This is a genomic window from Pseudomonas sp. Marseille-Q7302 (assembly GCF_965111925.1).
Window position 1 is genome coordinate 912,092 of record NZ_CBCOPK010000001.1, and the last position, 22,808, is coordinate 934,899.

The 22,808-nt window shown below is 66.7% G+C and carries 20 protein-coding genes; 11 read left to right on the forward strand and 9 right to left on the reverse strand.

The features are described from left to right. Position 1 precedes the first annotated feature (1 nt). The gene (locus tag ACWPW1_RS04315; RefSeq protein WP_454252428.1) at positions 2-3,100 is read right to left on the reverse strand and encodes a multidrug efflux RND transporter permease subunit; all 3,099 of its coding nucleotides are present in this window, start codon (positions 3,098-3,100) and stop codon (positions 2-4) included. Further along, a complete protein-coding gene (locus ACWPW1_RS04320; RefSeq protein ID WP_434775785.1) occupies positions 3,100-4,251 on the reverse strand; it encodes an efflux RND transporter periplasmic adaptor subunit in 1,152 nt (383 codons plus the stop codon). Before ACWPW1_RS04320 ends, ACWPW1_RS04315 begins: the two co-directional genes overlap by 1 nt. A 150-nt stretch (positions 4,252-4,401) precedes the next feature. Between ACWPW1_RS04320 and ACWPW1_RS04325 the strand changes: the two genes are divergently transcribed. From ACWPW1_RS04325 to glsB, 3 genes are all read left to right on the forward strand, one after another. Continuing rightward, complete coding sequence (locus tag ACWPW1_RS04325) at positions 4,402-5,097, forward strand: response regulator (protein WP_423815123.1); 696 nt, start codon at positions 4,402-4,404, stop codon at positions 5,095-5,097. A gap of 175 nt (positions 5,098-5,272) precedes the next feature. Next, complete coding sequence (locus tag ACWPW1_RS04330) at positions 5,273-6,589, forward strand: ATP-binding protein (RefSeq protein WP_434775786.1); 1,317 nt, start codon at positions 5,273-5,275, stop codon at positions 6,587-6,589. Positions 6,590-6,664: 75 nt separating this feature from the next. Next, positions 6,665-7,579, forward strand: a complete 915-nt coding sequence (glsB, locus tag ACWPW1_RS04335; protein ID WP_217265993.1) for a glutaminase B — start codon at positions 6,665-6,667, stop codon at positions 7,577-7,579. A gap of 5 nt (positions 7,580-7,584) precedes the next feature. On the opposite strand, the gene ACWPW1_RS04340 is transcribed toward glsB, so the two are convergent. The 3 genes from ACWPW1_RS04340 to ACWPW1_RS04350 form a co-directional block, all read right to left on the reverse strand. Next, positions 7,585-8,469 (reverse strand): hypothetical protein, encoded by an 885-nt coding sequence (locus tag ACWPW1_RS04340; protein ID WP_454252429.1) that lies wholly within the window; start codon positions 8,467-8,469, stop codon positions 7,585-7,587. Positions 8,470-8,554: 85 nt separating this feature from the next. Continuing rightward, positions 8,555-9,994 (reverse strand): cardiolipin synthase, encoded by a 1,440-nt coding sequence (gene cls / locus ACWPW1_RS04345; protein ID WP_434775788.1) that lies wholly within the window; start codon positions 9,992-9,994, stop codon positions 8,555-8,557. 28 nt (positions 9,995-10,022) lie between these two features. Beyond that, entirely contained in the window at positions 10,023-11,153 is a 1,131-nt protein-coding gene (locus ACWPW1_RS04350) for a methyltransferase (RefSeq protein ID WP_434775789.1), read from the reverse strand. A gap of 215 nt (positions 11,154-11,368) precedes the next feature. Between ACWPW1_RS04350 and ACWPW1_RS04355 the strand changes: the two genes are divergently transcribed. Further along, positions 11,369-12,145 (forward strand): ferredoxin--NADP reductase, encoded by a 777-nt coding sequence (locus tag ACWPW1_RS04355; RefSeq protein WP_059313605.1) that lies wholly within the window; start codon positions 11,369-11,371, stop codon positions 12,143-12,145. A 233-nt stretch (positions 12,146-12,378) separates the two neighbouring features. Beyond that, on the forward strand, positions 12,379-13,932 hold the full coding sequence (locus ACWPW1_RS04360; protein ID WP_059313606.1) for a TerC family protein: 1,554 nt from the start codon (positions 12,379-12,381) through the stop codon (positions 13,930-13,932). A 22-nt stretch (positions 13,933-13,954) separates the two neighbouring features. On the opposite strand, the gene mscL is transcribed toward ACWPW1_RS04360, so the two are convergent. After that, positions 13,955-14,404, reverse strand: a complete 450-nt coding sequence (gene mscL, locus ACWPW1_RS04365) for a large-conductance mechanosensitive channel protein MscL (RefSeq protein ID WP_434775790.1) — start codon at positions 14,402-14,404, stop codon at positions 13,955-13,957. 225 nt (positions 14,405-14,629) lie between these two features. On the opposite strand from mscL, the gene ACWPW1_RS04370 reads away from it, so the two are divergent. The 5 genes from ACWPW1_RS04370 to ACWPW1_RS04390 all read left to right on the forward strand — a co-directional run bounded on the left by ACWPW1_RS04370 (position 14,630) and on the right by ACWPW1_RS04390 (position 17,864). Next, positions 14,630-14,869 (forward strand): YdcH family protein, encoded by a 240-nt coding sequence (locus ACWPW1_RS04370; protein WP_059313608.1) that lies wholly within the window; start codon positions 14,630-14,632, stop codon positions 14,867-14,869. 95 nt (positions 14,870-14,964) lie between these two features. After that, the gene (locus ACWPW1_RS04375) at positions 14,965-15,174 is read left to right on the forward strand and encodes a hypothetical protein (RefSeq protein ID WP_059313609.1); all 210 of its coding nucleotides are present in this window, start codon (positions 14,965-14,967) and stop codon (positions 15,172-15,174) included. 144 nt (positions 15,175-15,318) lie between these two features. Beyond that, positions 15,319-15,588 (forward strand): hypothetical protein, encoded by a 270-nt coding sequence (locus ACWPW1_RS04380; RefSeq protein WP_271653917.1) that lies wholly within the window; start codon positions 15,319-15,321, stop codon positions 15,586-15,588. A gap of 117 nt (positions 15,589-15,705) precedes the next feature. Next, positions 15,706-17,067 carry a DNA repair protein RadA gene (gene radA, locus ACWPW1_RS04385; protein ID WP_017639095.1) on the forward strand — a complete coding sequence of 454 codons (1,362 nt, stop codon included), beginning with the start codon at positions 15,706-15,708 and terminating at the stop codon, positions 17,065-17,067. An 86-nt stretch (positions 17,068-17,153) separates the two neighbouring features. Then, positions 17,154-17,864 (forward strand): copper resistance protein B, encoded by a 711-nt coding sequence (locus ACWPW1_RS04390; RefSeq protein WP_271653918.1) that lies wholly within the window; start codon positions 17,154-17,156, stop codon positions 17,862-17,864. 197 nt (positions 17,865-18,061) lie between these two features. On the opposite strand, the gene ACWPW1_RS04395 is transcribed toward ACWPW1_RS04390, so the two are convergent. From ACWPW1_RS04395 to ACWPW1_RS04405, 3 genes are all read right to left on the reverse strand, one after another. Further along, a complete protein-coding gene (locus tag ACWPW1_RS04395; protein WP_323149193.1) occupies positions 18,062-18,427 on the reverse strand; it encodes a PilZ domain-containing protein in 366 nt (121 codons plus the stop codon). A 145-nt stretch (positions 18,428-18,572) separates the two neighbouring features. Further along, on the reverse strand, positions 18,573-19,211 hold the full coding sequence (locus tag ACWPW1_RS04400; protein WP_059313613.1) for a response regulator: 639 nt from the start codon (positions 19,209-19,211) through the stop codon (positions 18,573-18,575). Further along, on the reverse strand, positions 19,208-20,581 hold the full coding sequence (locus ACWPW1_RS04405; protein ID WP_434775791.1) for a cache domain-containing protein: 1,374 nt from the start codon (positions 20,579-20,581) through the stop codon (positions 19,208-19,210). Before ACWPW1_RS04405 ends, ACWPW1_RS04400 begins: the two co-directional genes overlap by 4 nt. A 166-nt stretch (positions 20,582-20,747) precedes the next feature. Between ACWPW1_RS04405 and ACWPW1_RS04410 the strand changes: the two genes are divergently transcribed. Next, positions 20,748-22,805, forward strand: a complete 2,058-nt coding sequence (locus ACWPW1_RS04410; protein ID WP_059313615.1) for a carbon starvation CstA family protein — start codon at positions 20,748-20,750, stop codon at positions 22,803-22,805. Positions 22,806-22,808: the final 3 nt, after the last annotated feature.

Sequence of the window (22,808 nt, forward strand, 5' to 3'; positions counted from 1 at the left end):
GCTAGCGGTCCGGCGCGCGCCAGCGCCGGACCAGCCTGAGCACCAGCACGAAGAACACCGGCACGAAGACCAGCGCTAGGGTGGCGCTGAGCATGCCGCCGATCACCCCGGTGCCCACCGCCTGCTGGCTGGCCGAGCTGGCGCCGGTGGCCAGGGCCAGCGGTACCACACCGAGGATGAAGGCCAGCGAGGTCATGACGATGGGCCGCAGGCGTAGCCGGACGGCACGGCAGGTGGCCTCGTACAGGTCCATGCCGCCGTCGTGCAGGCTCTTGGCGAATTCGATGAGCAGGATGGCGTTTTTCGCGGTGAGACCTATCACCGTGATCAGGCCGACCTTGAAGAAGACGTCGTTGGGCATGCCTCTCAAGGTCACCGCCAGCACCGCGCCGAGTACCCCTAGAGGCACCACCAGCAGCACCGCGGTGGGAATCGACCAGCTCTCGTAGAGCGCTGCCAGACAAAGGAACACCACCAGCAAGGACAGCCCCAGCAGCACTGGCGCCTGGCCGGCGGAGAGGCGTTCCTGCAGCGACAGTGCCGTCCATTCCAGGGCGAAGCCCCGCGGCAGCTCCGCGGCCAGGCGCTCCAGTTCGGCCATGGCCTCGCCAGTGGTATGACCGGGCAGCGGCTCACCGGACAGGCTGATGGCCGGATAGCCGTTGTAGCGCGACAGCTGCGCCGCACCCTGGGTCCAGTCGGCGCTGACGAAGGCGGAGAGCGGCACCATGCGCCCGCGCTCATTGCGCACTTCCAGCCGCAGCAGGTCGTCCACCTGGCTGCGGGTGCCCAGTTCGGCCTGGACGATCACCTGCTGCATCCGTCCGCGATTGGGGAAGTCGTTGACGTAGCTGGAGCCCAGGGCGGTACCCAGCGTCTCGCCGAGGGCGGCGAAACTTACCCCCAGGGCAGCGGCCTGGCGGCGATCCACCACCAGTTGCACCTGGGCACTGTCGGCCAGGGCCGTCTCGCGCACATAGGCGATGATCGGATTGCCGGCGAGCTTCTCCTGCAGTTGGTCCCGCGCCGCCTTGAGCGCGGCCTGGCCGCGATTGGACCGGTCCTGCAGGCGCACCTCGAAACCGCTGGAGGTACCCAGGCCTTCCACCGGCGGAGGCAGCACGGCAAAGCCCTGGGCCTCGCTCTCGCCGGCCAGGGCGGCATTGGCGCGCTCGGCGATGGCTGCGGCGGAATCCGCCGCGCCGCGGGCGGACCAGTCCTTGAGGGTGGTGAAGGCCAGGGCGGCGTTCTGGCCGCTGCCGGAAAAGCTGAAGCCGAGCAGGACGAGGTCGTTGGCCACGCCCGGCTCCTCGGCGTAATGGCGCTCCAGGCGCTCGATCACCTTGAGGGTGCGCTCCTGGGTGGCCCCGGGCGGCAGCTGGATGTCGGTGATCAGATAGCCCTGATCCTCGGTGGGCAGGAAGGCGCCGGGCAGACGGCCATAGAGCACCACCAGCCCCACCAGCAGGGCGGCGAACAGCACGAGGTTCGGCAGCAGTCGGTGGATGGCACGGGCCACCCAGCCTTCGAAGCTGCCGGTCAGCCGCTCGAAGCCGCGGTTGAAGGCGCCAAAGAAGCCGCCGCGCGCATGAGTGCCCGTGGCGATCGGCCTGAGCAGGGTGGCGCACAGCGCCGGGGTCAGGCTCAGGGCGAGAAAGGCGGAGAAGAGGATGGCCACCGCCATGGACGCCGAGAACTGGCGATAGATGACGCCGACCGAGCCGCTCATGAAGGCCATGGGCACGAAGACCGCGGTGAGCACCAGGGTGATGCCGACGATGGCGCCGGAGATCTCGCCCATGGCCTTGCGGGTGGCGGCGCGTGGGTCGAGGCCCTCGCTGGCCATCAGTCGCTCGACGTTCTCCACCACTACGATGGCGTCGTCCACCAGGATGCCGATGGCCAGCACCATGCCGAACAGGGTCAGCACATTGATCGAATAGCCCAGCGCCAGGAGCACGGCGCAGGTGCCCAGCAGCGCCACCGGCACCACCAGGGTCGGGATCAGGGTGTAGCGCAGATTCTGCAGGAACAGGTACATCACCGCGAAGACCAGCGCCATGGCCTCCAGCAGGGTATGGATGACCTGGGTGATGGAGATCTTGACGAAGGGCGCCGTGTCGTAGGGGATGTCGTATTTCATCCCGGGTGGAAAATACTGGGACAGCTCGGCCAGCTTGGCGCGCACGGCCTGGGCGGTGGCCAGGGCGTTGGCGGTGGGCGCCAGCTGCACCCCGACCGCCACCAAAGGCTTGCCGTCCAGCCGCGTGCCAAAGTTGTAGCTCTGGCTGCCCACCTCGACCCGGGCCACGTCGCCCAGGGTCACGCTGGAACCGTCGGCCCCGGCGCGCAGGAGGATGCCGGCGAACTCCGCCGGATCGCTGAGCTGGCCCTTGATCAGCACCGGTGCGGTCAGCTCCTGGCCAGCGGGGGCGGGCAATTCGCCAAGGCTGCCGGCCGCCACCTGGACGTTCTGCTCGGCGATGGCCCGGGTCACGTCCGCCGGGGTCAGGCCGAAGGCCACCAGCCGACTGGGATCGAGCCAGACGCGCAGGGCGTGCTCGGCCCCGAACAGCTGGGCCTTGCCCACGCCGTCCAGGCGGCGCAGTTCGTTGACCACGTTGCGCGCCAGGTAGTCGCTCAGGGCGGTGGTGTCGAGGCGCTCATCGGTCGCGGAGAGGGTGACGAACATGAGGTAGCCGGCCGAGGTTTCCTCGATCTGGATGCCCTGCTGGGTGACCGCCCGCGGCAGGCGTGGCTCCACCACCTTGAGACGATTCTGGATGTCCACCTTGGCCAGCTCCGGATCGGTGCCGGGCTGGAAGGTCACGGTCAGGGTGGCGCTGCCCTGGCTGCTGCTGGAGGAGAAATAGAGCAGGTGATTGACGCCATTGAGCTCCTGCTCGACGAGGCTGACCACGCTCTCGTCCAGGGTCTGCGGCGAGGCGCCCGGATAGGTCAGGTACAGCTCGATCTGCGGCGGCGCCACATTGGGGTACTGGGCCACCGGCAACTGGGGGATGGCCAGCAGCCCGGCGAGCAGGATGAACAGCGCCACCACCCAGGCGAACACCGGGCGGTCGATGAAGAAGTTGGCCATCAGCGCACCTCCGCCGCGGCGGCCTGGGCTTCTTCGGGCTCCACCACCAGTCCCGGCTGGGCCTGTTGCAGGCCCGAGAGCAGTACCCGCTCACCGGCGGCGAGGCCGGACTCCACCACCCAGCGGCCTTCGACCACCGGGCCCAGGCGTATCTCGCGCAGGGCCACCCGGTTCTGGGCGTCCACCACCCAGACCTGGGCCCCGCCGTCGACGCTGCGCTGCACCGCCCGCTGCGCCACGCTCAGGCCCTGGTCGATGCGCGCCTGCTCCAGGCGCACCCGCACGAAGCTGCCAGGCAGGAGGTCGTGCCGCGGATTGGGAAACCGGCTGCGCAGGGTGATCTGCCCGCTGTTGGTGTCCACCGCGAGATCGGCGAACAGCAGGCGGCCTTCTTCGGGATAGGGGCTGCCGTCCTCTTGCAACAGGGTCACCCGCGCCTGATCCGGCGCCACCTGCTGTAGCCGGCCGTCCCGCAGCGCATCGCGCAGGGCCTTGAGCTGGCGCGTCGACTGGGTGACATCGGCATGAATGGGGTCCAGTTGCTGGATGATCGCCAACGGCGTGGCGTCGCCCTGGCCGACCAGGGCGCCCTCGGTGACCAGCGCCTTGCCGATGCGCCCGGTGATGGGGGCGGTGACCGTGGCGTAGCCCAGGTTCAGCCGCGCCCGCTTGAGCGCCGCCTGGGCGGCTGCCACCTCGGCCTCGGCCTGCAGGCTGGCACCGCGGGCGTTGTCCTGCTCCTGGCGGCTGATCGCCTCGCTCTCGACCAAGGCCGCGTAGCGTTCGGCCAGGCGCCGCGCCTGGAAGGCACTGGCCTCGGCCTTGCGCAGGGCGGCGGCGGCACTGTCCACCTCGGCCTGCAAGGGCGCCGGGTCGATGCGGAACAGCACGTCACCGGCCTTGACCTCACTGCCTTCGCGAAACACCCGCTGCAGCACGATACCGGCGACCCGCGCCCGCACCTCCGCGGTCCGCGGCGCCACCAGGCGGCCCGTGAGTTCGCTGGCGATGGCCAGGGGCATGGTCCGCAGCCTCTCCACCTGCACCCTGGGCGCGGGCGGGGCGGCGGCTTCCTCGGCCGGACGGTCGCAGGCGGTGAGGAGCAGACAGAGCAGCACGAGGCTGCCAAGGGCAGGGCGGGTCAGGGACATCGGGACTTCCTCCAGGAGAGCGCCATGGTAGGCGGCGCGCGCTCGCGGTCCTGTAAACGTCTGTAGCGCTCTTGTGAAAGAGTGTTAAGGCAGGCGCCGGCCGGCCCGCTGCTCGGCTATGCTCGGGCTTTCCCCGCGTGAAGACCTGCCGTGATCCCCTTGCTTATCGTCGAAGACGACGCCGCCCTGGCCGAGCTCATCGCCACCTATCTGGGCCGCCAGGGCTATGCCGTGACCGTCATCGGTCGCGGCGACGAGGCCCTGGCCGCGGTGCGGCGGCTGCGCCCGCAGCTGGTAGTGCTCGACGTCATGCTGCCCGGGCTGGACGGCCTGCAGGTCTGCCGTCAGCTGCGCGCCGCCCAGCCCGGTCTGCCGATCCTGATGCTCACCGCCCTGGACGACAGCCACGATCAGGTGCTGGGGCTGGAGATCGGCGCCGACGACTACGTCAGCAAGCCCTGCGAACCGCGAGTGCTGCTGGCGCGCATCCGCACCCTGCTGCGCCGCTGCCAGCTGGGTGACACGTCCCAGGACGACGGCCTGGTCATTGGCCAACTGCGGCTGCTGCCAGGCGAACGCCAGGTCTGGTGGCGGGACCAATTGGTGGAGCTGTCGTCCACCGAATTCAACCTGCTGGCGATCCTCATGGACCATGCCGGCGAGGTGCTCAGTCGTGACCAGCTGATCCAGCAGCTGCGCGGCATCGAATTCAACGGTGTCGACCGCTCGGTGGACGTGGCCATCTCCAAGTTGCGCCGCCGCTTCGAGGAACATCCCGGCGAAGCCCGGCGGATCAAGACCGTCTGGGGCAAGGGCTATCTCCTCAGCCGCGCCGAGTGGGATTAGCGTGGTGTCTCGAACGTCAACTGCACGATGTTGGCGGCACTTCTTGTTTCAGGGCGTCGTTGCCACTTCTTGCCATTGCCCTGCTATGGCGAGGAGTGGCGCCTGGCCCATCCGGAGCGCCGAACCGAGCGAAACCACTCGCCAATTCTTGCGAACTTCTGAGGCGCCACACTAGATGTTCAAGATCCTCGTCCGGCTCTACCTCATCCTGCTGGTGACCTACGGCGCCGCCAGCTACCTGGTGCCCGAGGCGCTGCTCAAAGTGTTCGACGAGCGTTACAGCCGCTATACCCTGGAGCAGCTGCACGGCCCACTCAGCCTGGTACAGCGCGCCTTCGCCACCACGCCGGTGGAACGCTGGCCGGCGTTGCGAGACGAACTGGCCACGGAGCTGGCGCCCATCAGCCTGCGCCTGGTCGCACCTGATGATCCGGCCCTCACCCCGGAGGAGCGCACGGCCCTGGCCGCTGGCAAGCGGCGGGTGCGGCTGGGTGACTATGGCGAACCCAGCGCGGCCCTGGTCCCACTGTCGGGCGAACGCCTGCTGTGGATCGGCATTCCCGAGGCGCCCACCGACATCGCCCTGACCTATTGGGCGATGAACGCCCTGATCGGCGCCGCCTTGCTGATCTGTCTCTATGTCTGGCTGCGCCCGCACTGGCGCGACCTGGAACGGCTGCGGCGTACCGCGGCACGGCTGGGCAAGGGCCATCTCGGCGAGCGTACGGCCATCTCGCCACGCTCGGACATCGGCGAGCTGGCGCGGGCCTTCGATGACATGGCTCAGGAGCTGGAGGCGCTGATCGTCCAGCAGCGCGACCTGCTCAACGCCGTCTCCCACGAATTGCGCACGCCCTTGTCGCGTCTGGAATTCGGCCTGGCGCTGCTGCAGGCCGATCCGCTGCCGGCCGAGACCCAGCGGCAGCTGGAGCAACTGGTCCGCCACGTCCGCGAACTGGATGCCCTGGTCGACGAACTGCTGTCCTTCGCCCGGCTGCAGAGCAGCCAGCAGCCCCCCGAGCGCCTGAGCCTGGACCTGAGCGCCTTTCTCGACAGCGTGCTGGCCGACTTCACCGAAGAACAGGAACGCCGCGGCGTCGAGGTGCACCTGGAATTCGCCGCCGCCCCGGCCCGCGCCGAACTGGCACCGCGCCTCACGGCGCGCGCCCTGCAGAATCTGCTGGGCAATGCCTTGCGCTATTGCCAGCGCGAGGTCTGGGTGACGGTTCGCGGTGAGGGCCATGAGCTGCTGATCGCGGTCGAGGACGACGGTGAAGGTATTCCGGCAAGCGATCGCGAGCGGGTCTTCGAGCCCTTCTACCGGCTGGATCGCAGTCGTGATCGCGCCACCGGCGGCTTCGGCCTGGGCCTGGCCATCAGCCGTCGCGCGGTGGAAAACCAGGGCGGTCGCCTGGACCTGGCCGCCGGCACGCGGGGCGGTGCCCGCTTCGAGATCCGTCTGCCTCTGCCGCCGCGCGCGGGGCTCGCCTGAGGGCGCCGCGGCCCCTACACTGGCGCCCCCGTCCGCTTCGGAATCGCTATGCCAGAGCCCTTCGATCGCCATCAGCTGCAGCCTCTGCTCGACCGCATCGCCGCCGCCGCGCCGCACCATTTCGGCGAAGGCAAGGTGGCCGACTACATCCCGGCCCTGGCCGAGGTGGAGCCGGATCACTTCGGCATCGCCGTCTGCGATGTCAACGGCCAGGTCTGGCGTGCCGGAGCGGCTGACACGGCCTTTTCCATCCAGTCCATCTCCAAGGTGCTCAACCTGGTGATCGCCATGCAGCGCCTGGACGAGCCGGACATCTGGACCCGCGTCGGCCGCGAACCCTCCGGCCATGCCTTCAACTCCATGGCCCAGCTGGAAGAAGAGAAGGGCGTGCCGCGCAATCCCTTCATCAATGCCGGTGCCGTGTTGGTCTGCGAACTGCTGGTGTCCCGCATCATGTCGATCCACTGGATGATGCGCGAACAGGCGCGGCGCCTGGCCGGCAATCCGGCGATCAACTTCGACGACCGGGTAGCCCGTTCGGAGATGGACCACAAGGCGCGCAACGCCGCCCTGGCCTATCTGATGAAGGCCTACGGCAACCTCACCAGCGAAGTGGACGACGTCCTCGACGTCTATTTCCACGGCTGCGCCCTGGCCATGAGCTGCGTCGACGTAGCCCGCGCCTTCGCCTTTCTCGCCAACGGTGGGGTCAACCCCCAGGACGGCCAGCCGGTGGTGACACCCCAGCAGACTCGGCAGCTCAATGCCCTGCTGCTGACCTGCGGCCTCTACGACGCCGCAGGCGACTTCGCCTGGCGCGTCGGCCTGCCGGGCAAGAGTGGGGTAGGGGGCGGCATCGTCGCCATCGTGCCGGGGCAGATGAGCATCTGCGTCTGGTCCCCGCGGCTGGACAGCTACGGCAACTCGGTGGCCGGCCTGCGTGCGCTCGAAAGCCTGGTGGAAGGCCTGGGGGTCGCGCCGCTGGGCTGAGGGGCCTAGTAGGCCATGGACAGGCTGAGCGTCACCTGGGGCACCACACCATCGGTTTCCCCTTCCGGACCGCTCAAGTCGCGCAGGGCGCCGTCGCGATAGAGCGCCAGGGCCTCGGCGCGGGCGCTCCAGCGCGTCTCGCCCCAGCGGAACGGTTGCTCCAGGGCCAGGCCGGTGCGGGCATAGAGGCGGTCGCCGGAATCCGGTCCGTAGAAGCCATTCCAGCCCACCCCCAGGGCACTGGGGAAACTCAGGCGCAGACCGCCAGAGGTGAGATCCAAGCCGGGTTCAAGGCTGCCCTGGGTATAGAGGCCACCGTCGCCCTGGGTGCGGGTAGTCACCGCCAGCCCTGGTCGCCAGGCGCCCAGACCCGACTCGGCCTGGTACGCCAGGGTCAGGCTGGCCTCCTGGGTAGTGGCGGCGACATCGTTGGGGCTGCTCTTGACCGTATAGACGAAGCCGACCCTCAGACCTTCCGCCGGCGACACCACCAGGCCGAGCAGGTTGTTGCTCTCGTACCAGCGTCTCGGGCTGACCCGCTCGTCAGCCGATGGGGTGTGAAAGCCGTTGCTGCTGCTGAACACCAACCAGGCATCGGCTGCGCCATCGGCACCCTGGTGCAGATCCAGGGCGAAGCCAGCCTGAACATGCAGGGGGATGCGGTCGAGACTGGCCGCATCGTCGTCATAGTTGCCGCGGGAGAAATCGCCATTGCGGGCATCCACCCCCAGTTGCGGGTGGAAGCGCCCGGAGGTCTCGCTAACCTCCACGCTGCTCAGCGCGGCGTCTTCGCTGTCGAGGGAGGGCACGCTACGCGGCGCGGCGGTGGCATCCAGGACCAGAAAGCCCGCCAGCAGACAGAAACAACGCAGGGGCGAGGGGGATGGCATGGCGGGCGACTCCGGGGACACGGGGCGCTCCGGGCGTGGCGCCATGGGGCATCGGACCGGACCGTCCCAGAGCGGGTTCCGGGGTCTACAGCACCGGCGAGAACACCCGCGCTACCCGCATGGCTACCCGCCGCCAGCGGCGCAGAGCCACGTTGTCCTCGGGCGTGAGTTCGCGAGAGCGGCTGAAGTCGTGTTCCAGCATCTTGCGCACCTCCCAGGCGAAGGGGACGTCCATCACCATCACCATGACCTCGAAGTTGAGGCGGAAGGACCGATTGTCCAGGTTCGCGCTACCCACCGCGGCGACGTCCTCGTCGATCAGCACCACCTTCTGGTGCAGGAAGCCAGGGCCGTAGCGAAACACCCGCACTCCCGCATGTACCGCCTCGAAGGCATAGAGGTAGGAGGCGGCATAGACCACCTTGTGATCCGGCCGCGAGGGCAGCAGGATGCGCACGTCCACTCCGCGCAGGGCGGCCAGGCGCAGGGCCGCCGACACGGCTTCGTCGGGGATGAAGTAGGGGGTGGTGATCCAGATGCGATGACGCGCCGAATGGATGGCCTCGACGAAGAACAGCGAGCAGGTCTCCTGGTCATCCGCCGGCCCGCTGGGCACCACCTGGCACAGCACCCCGCCTTCTTCGTAGCGTTCCGGCAGCAGCAGGGTGGGCAATCGGCGGGTCACCCAGTACCAGTCCTGGGCGAAGGTCTCCTGCAGGGTGGCCAGGGCGGGGCCACGCAGCTCCAGGTGGGTGTCGCGCCAGGGCGCCAGGGGTGGCTTGAGCCCCATGTATTCGTCGCCGACGTTGAGGCCGCCGGTGAAGCCCACCTCGCCATCCACCACCACGATCTTGCGGTGGTTGCGGAAGTTGACCTGGAATCGGTTGATCAGTCCGCGGCGGTTGCTGAAGCCCTTTACCTCGCAGCCGGCTTCGCGCAGCGTTTCCACGTAGGTCCGCGGCAAGGCATGGCTGCCGATGGCATCGTAGAGCAGATAGACCTTGACCCCGGCGCGGGCACGGTCGAGCAGGGTGTTCTGCAAGGCCAGGCCGAGGGCATCGTCGTGGATGATGAAGAACTGCACCAGCACCACCTTCTGCGCGCCGCGGATGGCACCGAGGATGGCGGCGAAGGTTTCCTCACCGTTGATCAGCAGCCGCACCTGATTGTTGGCCACGCAGGGGGTGCCGGTGAGGGCGGTCATGGCCCGGAGCTTGCGATTGGCCGCACTGCACTGCTGGGCGGCCATGGCTTCGGCGATCCAGGGCCGCCAGTCCAGTTCGGCGGCCTGGCGCGCCATCTCCTCGTCGGCCTGGCGCCGCGCCTTCACATAGCTGTCGAAGCGTCGCCGGCCAAACACCAGGTAGGGAATCAGGCTGAGGAAGGGCATGAACACCAGCGCCATGGCCCAGGCCATGGCGCCCTGGGCGGTGCGCACCGTGACGATGGCATGCACCGCCGCGCTGATGCCGATCAGTTCGAGGACCAGGGCGACGTAGTGGAGATCGAGGGGCAGGGAAGGCACGCGGGCAGCTCTCGCTCCTGGGTGGATGTCAGAGAGGTTGGACCGCCCTCAGCACCACGAATTTCGGCGTGGCCGCGATCTGTTCGACGCGCTTGAACAGTCGCTTGAGCTTGACGTGGTAACCCAGGTGGCGATTGCCCACCAGCCAGAGTTCGCCCTGCTCGCTCAGCGCCGCCCGTGCCTGCTGGAACATGCGCCAGGCAAGGAAGTCGCCCACCACCTGCTGCTGGTGGAAGGGCGGATTGCACAGGATCAGGTCCAGCGAGCGCGCTGGCTGTTCGGCCAGCCCATCGGCGGCGAGGATGGCGGCTGGCCGCTCGGGGAAGGCCGCCGTCCAGTTCTCCCGTGCCGACTGCACCGCCATGTAGGACTCGTCCACCAGGGTGAACCGCGCCTCGGGATTGGCCAGGGCACAGGCCAGGGCCAGCACGCCGTTGCCGCAGCCCAGATCGGCCACCCGGGCCTGGCCCAGGCCCTGGGGCAGGTGCGGCAGGAAGGCGCGGGTGCCGATGTCCAGGCCTTCGCGGCAGAAGACATTGGCATGGTTGACCAGGGTCAGCGGTGGTGCGTCCAGCCGATAGCGACTGGGATAGGGCGAGGCCACTGCCGGCCGCGACTCGGGCGTGGCAAATAGCAGTCGGGCTTTCTTCACCGCCAGCGAAGCCTGCACCGGGCCGATATGCCGCTCCAGCAGGTCGCCGGCGGCGCGGGGCAGGTGCTTGAGCATGCCAGCGGCGATCACCCGCGCACCGGGCGCCAGCTGGCCGTGCAGGCGGATCAGTTGTTCCTCCAGCAACGCCAGGGTCTTGGGCACCCGCACCAGCACCAGGTCGAAGGGACCGCTGGTCGCCTCACTGGCCGGAACGAAGGTCACGGCATCGGCGGCGATGCCGTTGCGCGCCAGATTCGCCGCCAACGCCAGGGCCGCCAGGTGCGAATCGCCACTGGAGGTTACCCGGGCATGGGCGGCGAGGCTGGCGGCCAGGGCGCCGAAGCCGTCGTTGAGCACCAGCACCCGGGCGGCGGGGTCCAGGCCGTGCTCGGCGACCTGCTGCAGGAGGTACTCGTCGGCGGCGTCGAAGGCCTGCAGGGGATCGTCGCGGCGCGGTGGCTGACGGTCGAGTTCGAGGGTGGCGAAGGGCGAGACGAGAGAAGGCATGGTTTCTGTCGGTGTTTATCGGCGGCCCAGTGCGGGACAATGGCGCAAAGATCCTTTTTACGATCTGCTGCGCGTCGGCCAAACGGCGTTGAAAATGGCTTCGGAATGCTCATTTACCACTCGTAAACTCCGCTTCCTCAGCCATTTTCGCCTTGTTTGGCTCTAGCTCGCGAGATCGTAAACAGGCTCTAAGCAATCGGGAAAAAGAGGCCAGTATGACCGCCACCGAAGACAAGTTCACCCGCGAGACGATCACTGCCGTCTGGCCCTGGAGCGACAACCTCTTCAGCCTGAGGACCACGCGTGACTCGCGCTATCGCTTTCGCGCCGGCCAGTTCGCCCGGCTGGGCGTGCGCAAGGCCGATGGCGACATCGTCTGGCGCGCCTACTCCATGGTCTCGGCACCTCATGATGAATTCCTCGAATTCTTTTCCATCGTGGTGCCTGGCGGCGCCTTTACCAGCGAGCTGAGCCGCCTGCGCGAGGGCGACGAGCTGCTGGTGGAAAAGCAGCCCTATGGCTATCTCACCCTGGAGCGCTTCGGCGGCGGGCGCGATCTCTGGCTGCTGGCCACCGGTACCGGTCTCGCGCCCTTCCTGTCGATGCTGCAGGAGCCCGATACCTGGGAGCGCTTCGAGCGCATCGTGCTGGTCTACAGCGTGCGCGAGGCCCGCGACCTGGCCTACCAGGACGTCATCAACGGCTACGGCCAGGTGGAACACCTCGAAGGCCTTACCGACCGCCTGGTCTATGTGCCCGTGGTGACCCGCGAAGACCATCCGGGTGCGCTGCGTGGCCGCATCACCACCCTGATCGAGAACGGCGAGCTGGAGCGCGCCGCCGGCGTCACGCTGTCGCCCGAGCACTCGCGGATCCTCATCTGCGGCAATCCGGAGATGGTCGATGACACCCGTCAGCTGCTCAAGACCCGTGATCTGCAGCTGGCCCTGAGCCGCCGGCCCGGTCAGGTGGCCGTGGAAAACTACTGGTAATTGTGGGGCTACAGGGGCGTCTTTACGTTTTCTTCACAATTGGAAAAGGTTGGGCCTTTAGCTTTGGGCCCGCCTTGCTCTAGGATCGGAAATTCCAAGGCTACCTTTCGAGTTCCGATGAGCAGTGACAGATCCGAGCCGCCCCCGGCCCCCTGGCCGGGTGCGGCTGACACCCCCTCCCGCTTTCTTTCCTCCGTGGCCGTTCGGCCCGCTCATACGGAGGTCCGCTGCTGATGGAATGGATCGCCGATCCCACCGCCTGGTTGGGCCTGCTCACCCTGATCGTCCTGGAAATCGTCCTGGGCATCGACAACCTGGTCTTCATCGCCATCCTCGCCGACAAGCTGCCGCCCGCGCAGCGTGACAAGGCGCGGGTCATCGGCCTGTCACTGGCGCTGATCATGCGCCTGGGCCTGCTGGCCAGCATCTCCTGGATGGTGACCCTCACCGAACCGCTGTTCGAGGTGTTCGGCAAGGCCTTCTCCGGCCGCGACCTCATCATGCTGTTCGGCGGTATCTTCCTGTTGTTCAAGGCCACCACCGAGCTGCACGAGCGCATCGAGGGCCACACCCACAAGACCGGGGGCAATCGCGCCTATGCCGCCTTCTGGCCGGTCGTGGCGCAGATCGTGGTGCTCGACGCCGTGTTCTCGCTGGACGCCGTCATCACCGCCGTGGGCATGGTCGAGCACCTGAGCGTGATGATGATCGCCGTGATCATCTCCATCGGCCTGATGCTGGTGGCGAGCAAGCCGCTGACCGCCTTCGTCAACGCCCACCCCACGGTGATCATGCTGTGCCTGGGCTTTTTGATGATGATCGGCCTGAGCCTGACCGCCGAGGGCCTGGGCTTCCACATTCCCAAGGGCTATCTCTACGCCGCTATCGGCTTCTCGATCCTCATCGAGATAGCCAACCAGGTGGTGCGCTGGAAGCGCAAGCGGCAGATGCACGAGCGTCTCGGCATGCGGGCGCGCACCTCCCAGGCCGTACTGCGCCTGCTGGGTGGTCGCCTGCGCGAAGACGAGGTGGATGAAGACATCGCCGAACTGCTGGATGGCGAGAAGGGGGAGAGTCCGGTTTTCGATCGGCGCGAACGCCTGATGATCAGTGGCGTGCTGCAACTGGGCGAGCGTCCGGTGCGTGCGGTGATGACCGCCCGCGCCGACGTCGACATCCTCGATGCCGACGCCCCGCCGGAACGGCTGCACGAGCAGCTGCTGGCCTCGGCCCACTCGCGCCTGCCGCTAGTGGTCAACGGCAACATCGATGAACCCCTGGGCTACGTGCACAAGAAGGAGCTGTTCGCCGACATCCTCCAGGGCCAGTCGCCTGACCTGCGCGCCCGGGTGCGGATGCCCATCCATCTGCCGGCCCAGGCCACGGTGCTGGGCGCCCTGGAACAGCTACGTGCGGCATCCACCCACGTGGCCTTCGTGGTCAACGAGTTCGGTGGCTTCGAAGGTCTGCTGACCCTGACCGACATCCTCGAGGCCATCGCCGGCGAATTGCCGGACGCCAGCGAGGACAGCCTGCCGGAGCTGGAGAAGGTGGAGAACGGCTATCGCGCCAGCGGCGGCCTGAATCTGCATCCCCTGGCTCAGCGCACCGGTTTCCAGATCCCGGAAAACGAGGACTACCAAACCTTGGGAGGATTGGTGGTGGACCTGTTGGGGCGCTTGCCGATGGCAGGTGACCGTCTGGAGTACCAGGGCTGGCAGTTGACGGTGGAGTCGGTCAAGGATCGGCGGATCGGCTGGATCCGCCTGGAGCGACCCGCCTCCTAGCGAGGCGGGATCTGGCAAGGTTCTACTGCGGGGTGATCGGCGGTTCCTGCTTGACGACGGGAGCCACGGGCGCCTGGCTGTTCTGCGCTTTCAGCAGATCACGGATCTCGGTCAGCAGCACCTGGTCCTTGGTAGGGCCCGAGGGGGCGGCGTCCTGATGCAGGCGCAGGCGATTGAGCACCTTGATCGCCATGAAGATGGCGAAAGCGATGATCACGAAGTCGAAGATGGTCTGCAGGAACTTGCCATAGGCGATCACCACCGCCGGCTGGTCGCCTATGGCCGCTCTCAGCGTGATCGCCAGCTGCGAGAAGTCCACGCCTCCCAGCAGCAGGCCCAGCGGCGGCGTGATGATATCGGCCACGAAGGACGACACGATCTTGCCGAAGGCCGCGCCCAGGATGATGCCGACCGCCAGGTCGACCACATTGCCTCGCATGGCGAACTTCTTGAACTCGGCGATGATACTCATGCTGTACTCCTTTGGATGGTTTCGAAGAGACGATAGCCGATTGTGATCGCTTCGCTCGGGTTTGGAACCTCAGGGACGGTCTTCAGGTTCCCCAGGCGCGGCAAATCGCCCGGAAAGAGGCAACTGGTCGTGGCTGTCGCACTTTGTCGAAGGCCTCGGGTCCACCCTGTAAGACGATGGCTACGGCCTTCGCGCTTCAAACCCACTGCGCCCAAGGAGCCTCTGATGGTTGCCAAACACGACCTGCACAAAGACTTTCCCGAGTACGCCGAACAGCTGGACAGTCGTCCGCAGTCCGATCCGGATTTCGCCAAGCTGCTGGAGGACTACCAGAAGCTCGATCAGCAGATCCTCGCTCTGGAAGAGGTGGAGGAATCCAGTGGCGATGAAGATCTAGGTCGCCTGCGTCGGGAACGTGTCCTGCTCAAGGACAAAATTGCCCAGCAGCTGAAATACCCGTCCTAGCCGGCCCGGGCTCTGCCTGCCGCGTCGAGCCGCGCTCGGCGCGATTGGCAAGGGCTGTCGACGTTGCCATCATGGCCTCCCTCAGGAGAGGGCCGATGACAGACGAAGTGGCGATGTACCAACAATGGCACCTGTGGATCACCGAAGCGGCCGTGGAAGACCAACGCCGCCGGGTGCAACGGGAATTCGCTGAATACAGCCGGCTGCTCGCCTGTCTGCAGCATCTCGAACAGGAGCGCTGGCAGCAGGCGTTGCCGGTCTGGCTCCGGGGTGATTCGGGCCTGATCTCGACGCTCAAACACTAGTGTCAGAGCCCTTTGTCGGAGAGCTGGATGACATTTTGCTGAACGACGAGCGGCGCCTGGCGGTCAATGGGATACCCCAAAGGAATTTCGCGGGGTGAGCGAGGTTAATCCGGCCTACCTGGCCCTCTCAACGAGGATGTCCCCATGAAGCGTACCGCCCTGATCGCCCTGATGATGTTCGCCACCGCACCCGTGTTTGCCCAGGATCTCTGTGCGGTTCAGCTGCAGAAGTTGGACGATGCCAGCAAAATGAAGACCAATATGATCGGGCCGGGCAGTTCCCAGGCCAAACAGATTGCCGAATTCCGCAAGAACGCCATGGCCGCTCAGAAGGCCGGCGACGAGAAGACCTGCATCGCTCAGGCCAACCAGGCCCTGACCATGCTGCGTCAGCCAGGTGGCGAGGGCAACTAGTCCTCGAGGCCGTAAATCCCGGAGGCGCGCTTCGCGAGAAGCGCGCCTTTTTACTGTCTATGCATCCAGTCGTGGTATGCTGGGAAACTCTTTCCTTCTCGACTGGAGCACTCCGCCATGGCCAAGGCCAAGCGTCTCTACGGCTGCACCGAGTGTGGCGCCACCTTTCCCAAGTGGGCGGGCCAGTGCGGCGAGTGCGGTGCCTGGAATACCCTGGTGGAAACCGTCGTCGAGACCTCCGCCGTGCCCTCCGGTCGCGCCGGCTGGGCTGGAGCCCAGGCGACCATCAAGACCCTGGCCGAGGTCAGCGTCGAGGAAACCCCGCGCTTCACCACCGACTCCACCGAACTCGACCGCGTACTGGGTGGCGGTCTGGTGGATGGCTCCGTGGTGCTGATCGGCGGCGATCCGGGCATCGGCAAATCCACCATCCTGCTGCAGACCCTCTGCCACCTGGCCGCGCGCATGCCGGCGCTCTATGTCACCGGTGAGGAGTCCCAGCAGCAGGTGGCCATGCGCGCCCGGCGGCTGGGCCTGCCGGAAGACAAGCTCAAGGTCATGACCGAGACCTGCATCGAGACCATCGTCGCCACCGCGCGCCAGGAAAAGCCGCGGGTCATGGTGATCGACTCCATCCAGACCATCTTCACCGAGCAGCTGCAGTCCGCACCCGGCGGGGTGGCCCAGGTGCGCGAGAGCGCGGCGCTGCTGGTGCGCTTCGCCAAGCAGACCGGTACCGCCATCTTCCTGGTCGGCCACGTCACCAAGGAAGGCGCCCTGGCTGGCCCCCGGGTGCTGGAGCACATGGTCGACACCGTGCTCTATTTCGAGGGTGAGTCCGACGGGCGCCTGCGCATGCTGCGCGCGGTCAAGAATCGCTTTGGCGCGGTCAACGAGCTGGGCGTGTTCGGCATGACCGACAAGGGCCTCAAGGAGGTTTCCAACCCCTCGGCGATCTTTCTCAATCGCGCTCAGGAGGCCGTGGCCGGCAGCGTGGTCATGGCGACGTGGGAGGGTTCGCGGCCCATGTTGGTGGAGGTGCAGGCGCTGGTGGACACCAGTCACCTGGCCAATCCGCGGCGGGTCACCGTGGGCCTGGACCAGAATCGCCTGGCCATGCTGCTGGCCGTGCTGCACCGTCATGGCAGCATTCCTACCTACGACCAGGACGTCTTCATCAACGTGGTCGGCGGGGTCAAGGTACTGGAGACGGCGGTGGACCTGGCGCTGATGTCGGCGGTGATCTCCAGTCTGAGGGACCGCGCCTTGCCGCATGATCTGCTGGTGTTCGGCGAGATCGGCCTGTCCGGCGAGATCCGGCCGGTGCCCAGTGGCCAGGAGCGCCTCAAGGAGGCCGCCAAGCACGGTTTCAAGCGTGCCATCGTGCCCAAGGGCAATGCGCCCAAGGATCCGCCGCCCGGTCTGCAGGTGGTGGCGGTGACCCGGCTGGAGCAGGCGCTGGATGCGCTGTTCGAATAGCCTGGAGCGGCTTTTGTAATATTTTTTAAAACTCTGGGCGGGCGAGGGTGGTCTATCAGGCGCTTCCATGACCCTGGATACCCGCCATGCCTCGTCTGCTCTCCTTGTCCGTACTCATCGCCGGCCTTGTCTCCAGTGCCCTGGCCCAGGCTTCCGATCCCAATGGCACCGCCCCGGCCAGTCTGGAAGTGGATCAGCTCGAATGGCAGCACGCCGATGAAGGCAGCGTCTTCAACTGGGACCTGGAGGGCTGGGCCTTTGGCGGCGGCGCCAATCGCCTGGATTTCCGCAGCCAGGGCGAGCGTACCAATGGCCATACCGAGCAGGCCGAGGTGCAGGCGCTCTGGGGCCATGTCCTGACCCAGGGCTGGGGCACCGTCGCCGGTATCCGCCAGGATTTCAAACCGGGTTCGCCACAGACCTGGGCTGCCCTGGGTATCCAGGAGCACGATCCCGAGGATCTCGACGTCGAGATCACCGCCTTCATCGGCGAGAACAACCAGACGGCGTTGCGCCTGGAAGCCGAATACGACTGGGCGCTGACCCAGCGGCTCATCCTGCAGCCTCACACCGAACTCAACTTCTATGGCCGCAACGACGAGTCACGCGGCCAGGGCGCGGGCTTCGCCGAAAGCGAAGCCGGGCTGCGCCTGAGATACCAGGTGACGCCGGAAGTGGCGCCCTATGTCGGGGTGTCCTGGAATGCCACCCATGGCAACACTGCCGCCATGGCGCGGGAAGAGGGTGAAGACACCCACGATGCCCGGCTGGTGGTGGGTCTGCATCTGGAGTTCTAACAGTAAGGTCGAGAAGACGAACCTTCCCGTAGGTTGGCGCTGAGCGCAGCGAAGCCCAACGCCGTCAACCTGGTGAAAAAGGCTGTGCCGTTTTCCACCGGCTTCACCGATCGCGGCCATGGCGGTCCGCCGCTGCGGCCGCTCCTACAGGTTCAGCTACTCCGGTAGGAGCGGCCCATGGCCGCGATCAAATTGACCTACCGCTCCCCCAGCGCCGCCAACTCGCGCTCCAGCAGGGTCTCGTCACCAAGGTTCAGCTCCACCAGTCGGCGCAGGTGGCTGATGGAATCCAGGTCGATCTGCCGGCAGGCGAAGGCCAGCTGTTCCGGGGTTTCCCGCACCAGCTCCACATCCATGCTCACCTGGGTCTCGTCGTTGAGCAGGACGCGCAACTGATAGTCCGCGCCCGGCTGGGCGGACCAGTCGGCAGGTCTCGCCAACAGCACGCCCTTGAGCGAGATGTCGTCCACGGGCGCTGCCCACTGGCGCTCACCCTGGTGCAACTGCGCGGGGGCATCGAAGGTGAAGCGGGTAAAGCGGCGACGCTCGTTGGTGTCGTTCATGGAAGGCTTCCTGAGGTTTCCTGATCACTGTAGACGACAGCCGTCGTCCCGTATCGACTTCTCCTGCGAGGGTAGCGGTCCCGGCCCGTCGGAGCCAGAACGAGACGGCTCATTGGTCGCCTGGGTGCGAGCAGCGGCCTTTTGGTCAAGCTTTGGAGGCGTCCTCGGGGCGCCAGCCGTACTCGCGCGCATGGCGGACCAGATCCGCCGGCTTCTGGATGTCCAGCTTGCGGCGGATGCTCAGGCGGTGGGTCTCCACCGTACGCACGCTGAGGTTCAGTTGCTGGGCCATGGTCTTGTTGTTGAGCCCCTGGGCCATCAGCAGCAGCACCTGGCGCTCGCGCGGGGTGAGTTCGCCTTCGCTGGCGCCGCCTTCACCCAGGCGGGCGGCGATGGCGCTGCTGTAGAAGCGTCCGCCCACCGCCAGTGCCTCGACCGCGGCGATGATCTCTTCGGAAGGGGCATCCTTGAGTACGTAGCCGGCCGCGCCCACCCGCAGCGAGGTACTGACGTATTCACGATTGTCGTACATGCTCAGGATCAGCACCCGGGCGCGCGGCGCCCGCGCGGCGATCTGGGCGGTCAGCTCCAAGCCGTTGATGTCCTTGAGGCCGATGTCCACCAGCAGGATGTCGGGGTCGAGGCGCGCCAGCAGGTCGAGGGCCTCCGCGCCGCTGCCGGCTTCACCGACCACGGTGAAGCGCTCGATGGTGCCCAGTAGCGCCCGCACCCCGGCGCGGACCAGGGCATGATCGTCGACCAGGACGATGCGGATCGGCGTCATGTCGGGCTCTCCTCGTCGGCGGCAAGGTCCGAGCGTAGCAGAACCACGTCCAGGGTCGTGCCGCCGGGTCCGGACTGGATGGCGCAGCGGCCGCCGAAGAGCTCCACCCGTTCGCGGATGTTGCGCAGGCCGATGCCGCCGCTGAGGCGTTCCACCTGGCCGGTGTCGAAGCCGCGACCGTCGTCGTGCACGGTCAGGCAGATCCAACGACCGCGCCGTTGCAGATCGATCACCACGTGCCGCGCCGCGGCGTGGCGTTCGATATTGGTCAAGGCCTCCTGGACGATGCGAAACAGGGCGACGTCCATGTCGCCGCCGGCGGGGCTGTCATCCAGGGTCTGCCGGTAATCCACCGCCAGATCGCTGCGCTGGCGAAATTCCTCCACCAACTGGCCGAGGGCGGCCGGCAGACCAAGGGTATCCAGCAGCGAGGGATGCAGGTCGTGGGAGATGCGGCGGATCTCGCCGATGGCCGCGGCCAGGCGCTGGGTGCCCTCACGCAGGGTCTCACCGGCGCTGGGCTTGCTCGCGTCCAGTTCGCGGCTGGCCAGTTCGAACTGGAACTTGATGGACACCAGCAACTGGCTGATACCGTCGTGCAGCTCGCGTGACAGCCGCGAGCGCTCTTCCTCCTGGGAGGTGATGAGACGCTGGGTCAGCTGCTTGAGCTTGCGATCGGCCTGGCGGTGCTCGCTGACGTTGAGCGTCAGGCCGCCGGCGAACACCAGCAATACCGCCACCAGCGCCACCGCGGCGCTGGCCAGCAGGGTGGTGCGGATACCGGCGGCCACGTCGTGGCGCACCTGGGCGAGGGCCGCGTCGACGTCGTCCAGGTAGAGGCCGGTGCCCAGCACCCAGCCCCAGCGCTGCAGCTGGGTCACGTAGGCGAGTTTCGCCGCCATCTGGCCGGTGGAGGGCTTCTGCCAGCCGTAGCGCTGGAAGCCATCGCCCGTGCGGGCGCTTTTGAACAGCGCCTGGATCACCAGCAGACCGTTGCCATCGGTGAGCTGCCAGAGGTCCTGACCGACCAACTCGGGCTGGCGCGGATGCATGAGATTGCGTCCGTGCTGGTCGTAGACGAAGAAGTAGCCGTCGCTGCCGAAATTCAGGCTGGCCAGCAGCGCCAGTACCTTGGCCTTGGTTTCCTCGTCGTCACGGCCGCTGCCGTACAACGGCTGGATGGCGCTGACGCCCATCTCCACATAGTTGCGCAGCTCGGTCTTCTTGCTGTTGAGGATGCTGTGTTCGAGCAGATGTGCCTGCTGCTCGCCCAGGCGCTGACTCTGTTCCAGCACCACCAGGCAGACCGCTGCCACTGCCAGCAGCAGGGGCAGGAGACCGAGGGCGACCATCTTGTATTTGAGCTGCATCGGGACCTGTCTGGGGCGGGTGTCTACGTAGAACTACGTAGCGGGCCTTGGGTAGTTCTGCGAATTTCGCTGTCGCGTCGCGCCGCCGATAGTAATATGGCTCCGCTGTGGGCTCTCACAATAACAAGTATCGTCGCGGCCACTGGCGCGCGGCAGGAGAACAAGCATGACCCGAATGGCCAGCCATCTAGCCTGGTTCGCCGTTGCTGTACTGGGCGCCTTCGCGCTGGGTACCGTGGCGCTGAGTCGAGGCGAAGCGATCAACGCCCTCTGGATCGTGGTCGCCGCCGTGGCGATCTACCTCGTTGCCTATCGTTACTACAGCCTGTTCATCGCCACCAAGGTGATGGGGCTCGATGCCAAGCGTGCCACGCCTGCCGTCCTCAACAACGACGGCCTGGACTACGTGCCCACCAACAAGCACATCCTCTTCGGCCACCACTTCGCCGCCATCGCCGGTGCCGGTCCGCTGGTCGGCCCGGTGCTCGCCGCCCAGATGGGCTACCTGCCCGGCACCCTCTGGCTGATCGCCGGGGTGGTCTTCGCCGGTGCGGTGCAGGACTTCGTGGTCCTGTTCCTCTCCACCCGCCGCAATGGCCGCTCCCTGGGCGACATGGTGCGCGAGGAGATGGGACGCATCCCCGGTACCATCGCGCTGTTCGGCTGCTTCCTGATCATGATCATCATCCTCGCAGTGCTGGCGCTGATCGTGGTCAAGGCCCTGGCCGAGAGCCCCTGGGGCATGTTCACGGTGATCGCCACCCTGCCGATCGCCATGTTCATGGGCGTCTACATGAGATACATCCGCCCCGGTCGCATCGGCGAGATCTCGCTGATCGGCGTGGTGCTGCTGCTGGCCTCCATCTGGGCCGGTGGCCTGGTCGCCGCCGATCCGGTCTGGGGCCCGGCCTTCACCTTCACCGGCATACAGATCACCTGGATGCTGATCGGCTACGGCTTCGTCGCCGCCGTGTTGCCGGTCTGGCTGGTACTGGCCCCGCGTGACTACCTGTCCACCTTCCTCAAGATCGGCACCATCATCGCCCTGGCCATCGGTATCCTGGTGACCATGCCGATGCTCAAGATGCCGGCCCTGACCCAGTTCGTCGACGGTACCGGCCCGGTCTGGAAGGGCACCCTGTTCCCCTTCCTGTTCATCACCATCGCCTGCGGCGCGGTGTCCGGCTTCCATGCCCTGATCAGCTCAGGCACCACGCCCAAGCTGATCGCCAAGGAAACCCATGCCCGCTACATCGGCTACGGCGCCATGCTGATGGAGTCCTTCGTCGCCATCATGGCCATGGTCGCCGCCTCGGTGATCGAGCCGGGCGTCTACTTCGCCATGAACAGTCCGGCCGCCGTGGTCGGCGCCGACGTGGTGTCGGTGGCCGCCAAGATCAGCACCTGGGGCTTCGTGGTGACGCCTGAGATGCTGCAGGCCACCGCCACCGAGATCGGTGAGCACACCATCCTGGCGCGTGCCGGTGGTGCGCCGACCCTGGCGGTGGGCATCGCCCAGATCATGCACAACGTGCTGCCGGGCGAGAACACCATGGCCTTCTGGTACCACTTCGCGATCCTGTTCGAGGCGCTGTTCATCCTCACCGCGGTGGACGCCGGTACCCGTGCCGGGCGCTTCATGCTGCAGGATTTGCTGGGCAGTTTCGTGCCATCCCTGAAGCGGACCGACTCCTGGACTGCCAACGTCATCGGTACCGCCGGTTGCGTCGCCCTCTGGGGCTGGCTGCTGTACCAGGGCGTGGTCGATCCGCTGGGCGGCATCAACACCCTCTGGCCGCTGTTCGGTATCTCCAACCAGATGCTCGCCGGTATCGCCCTGATGCTGGGCTCCGTGGTCCTGATCAAGATGAAGCGCCAGCGCTATGTCTGGGTCACCCTGGTGCCAGCCGTCTGGCTGCTGATCTGCACCACCACCGCCAGCCTGATCAAGCTGTTCGATTCGAATCCGGCGGTCGGCTTCCTGGCCCTGGCCAAGAAGTACAGCACCGCCATGGACCAAGGCCAGGTGATCGCCCCGGCCAAGAGCATGGAGCAGATGCAGCACATCGTCTTCAACGCCTACACCAACGCCACCCTGTCGGTACTGTTCCTGGTGGTGGTGATGAGCATTCTGTTCTTTTCCATCAAGGTCGGTCGCGCCGCCCTGGCCAAGCCCGAGCGCAGCGATCGCGAAACCCCCTTCCAGCCGGTAGCGGGTTCCTAAAGG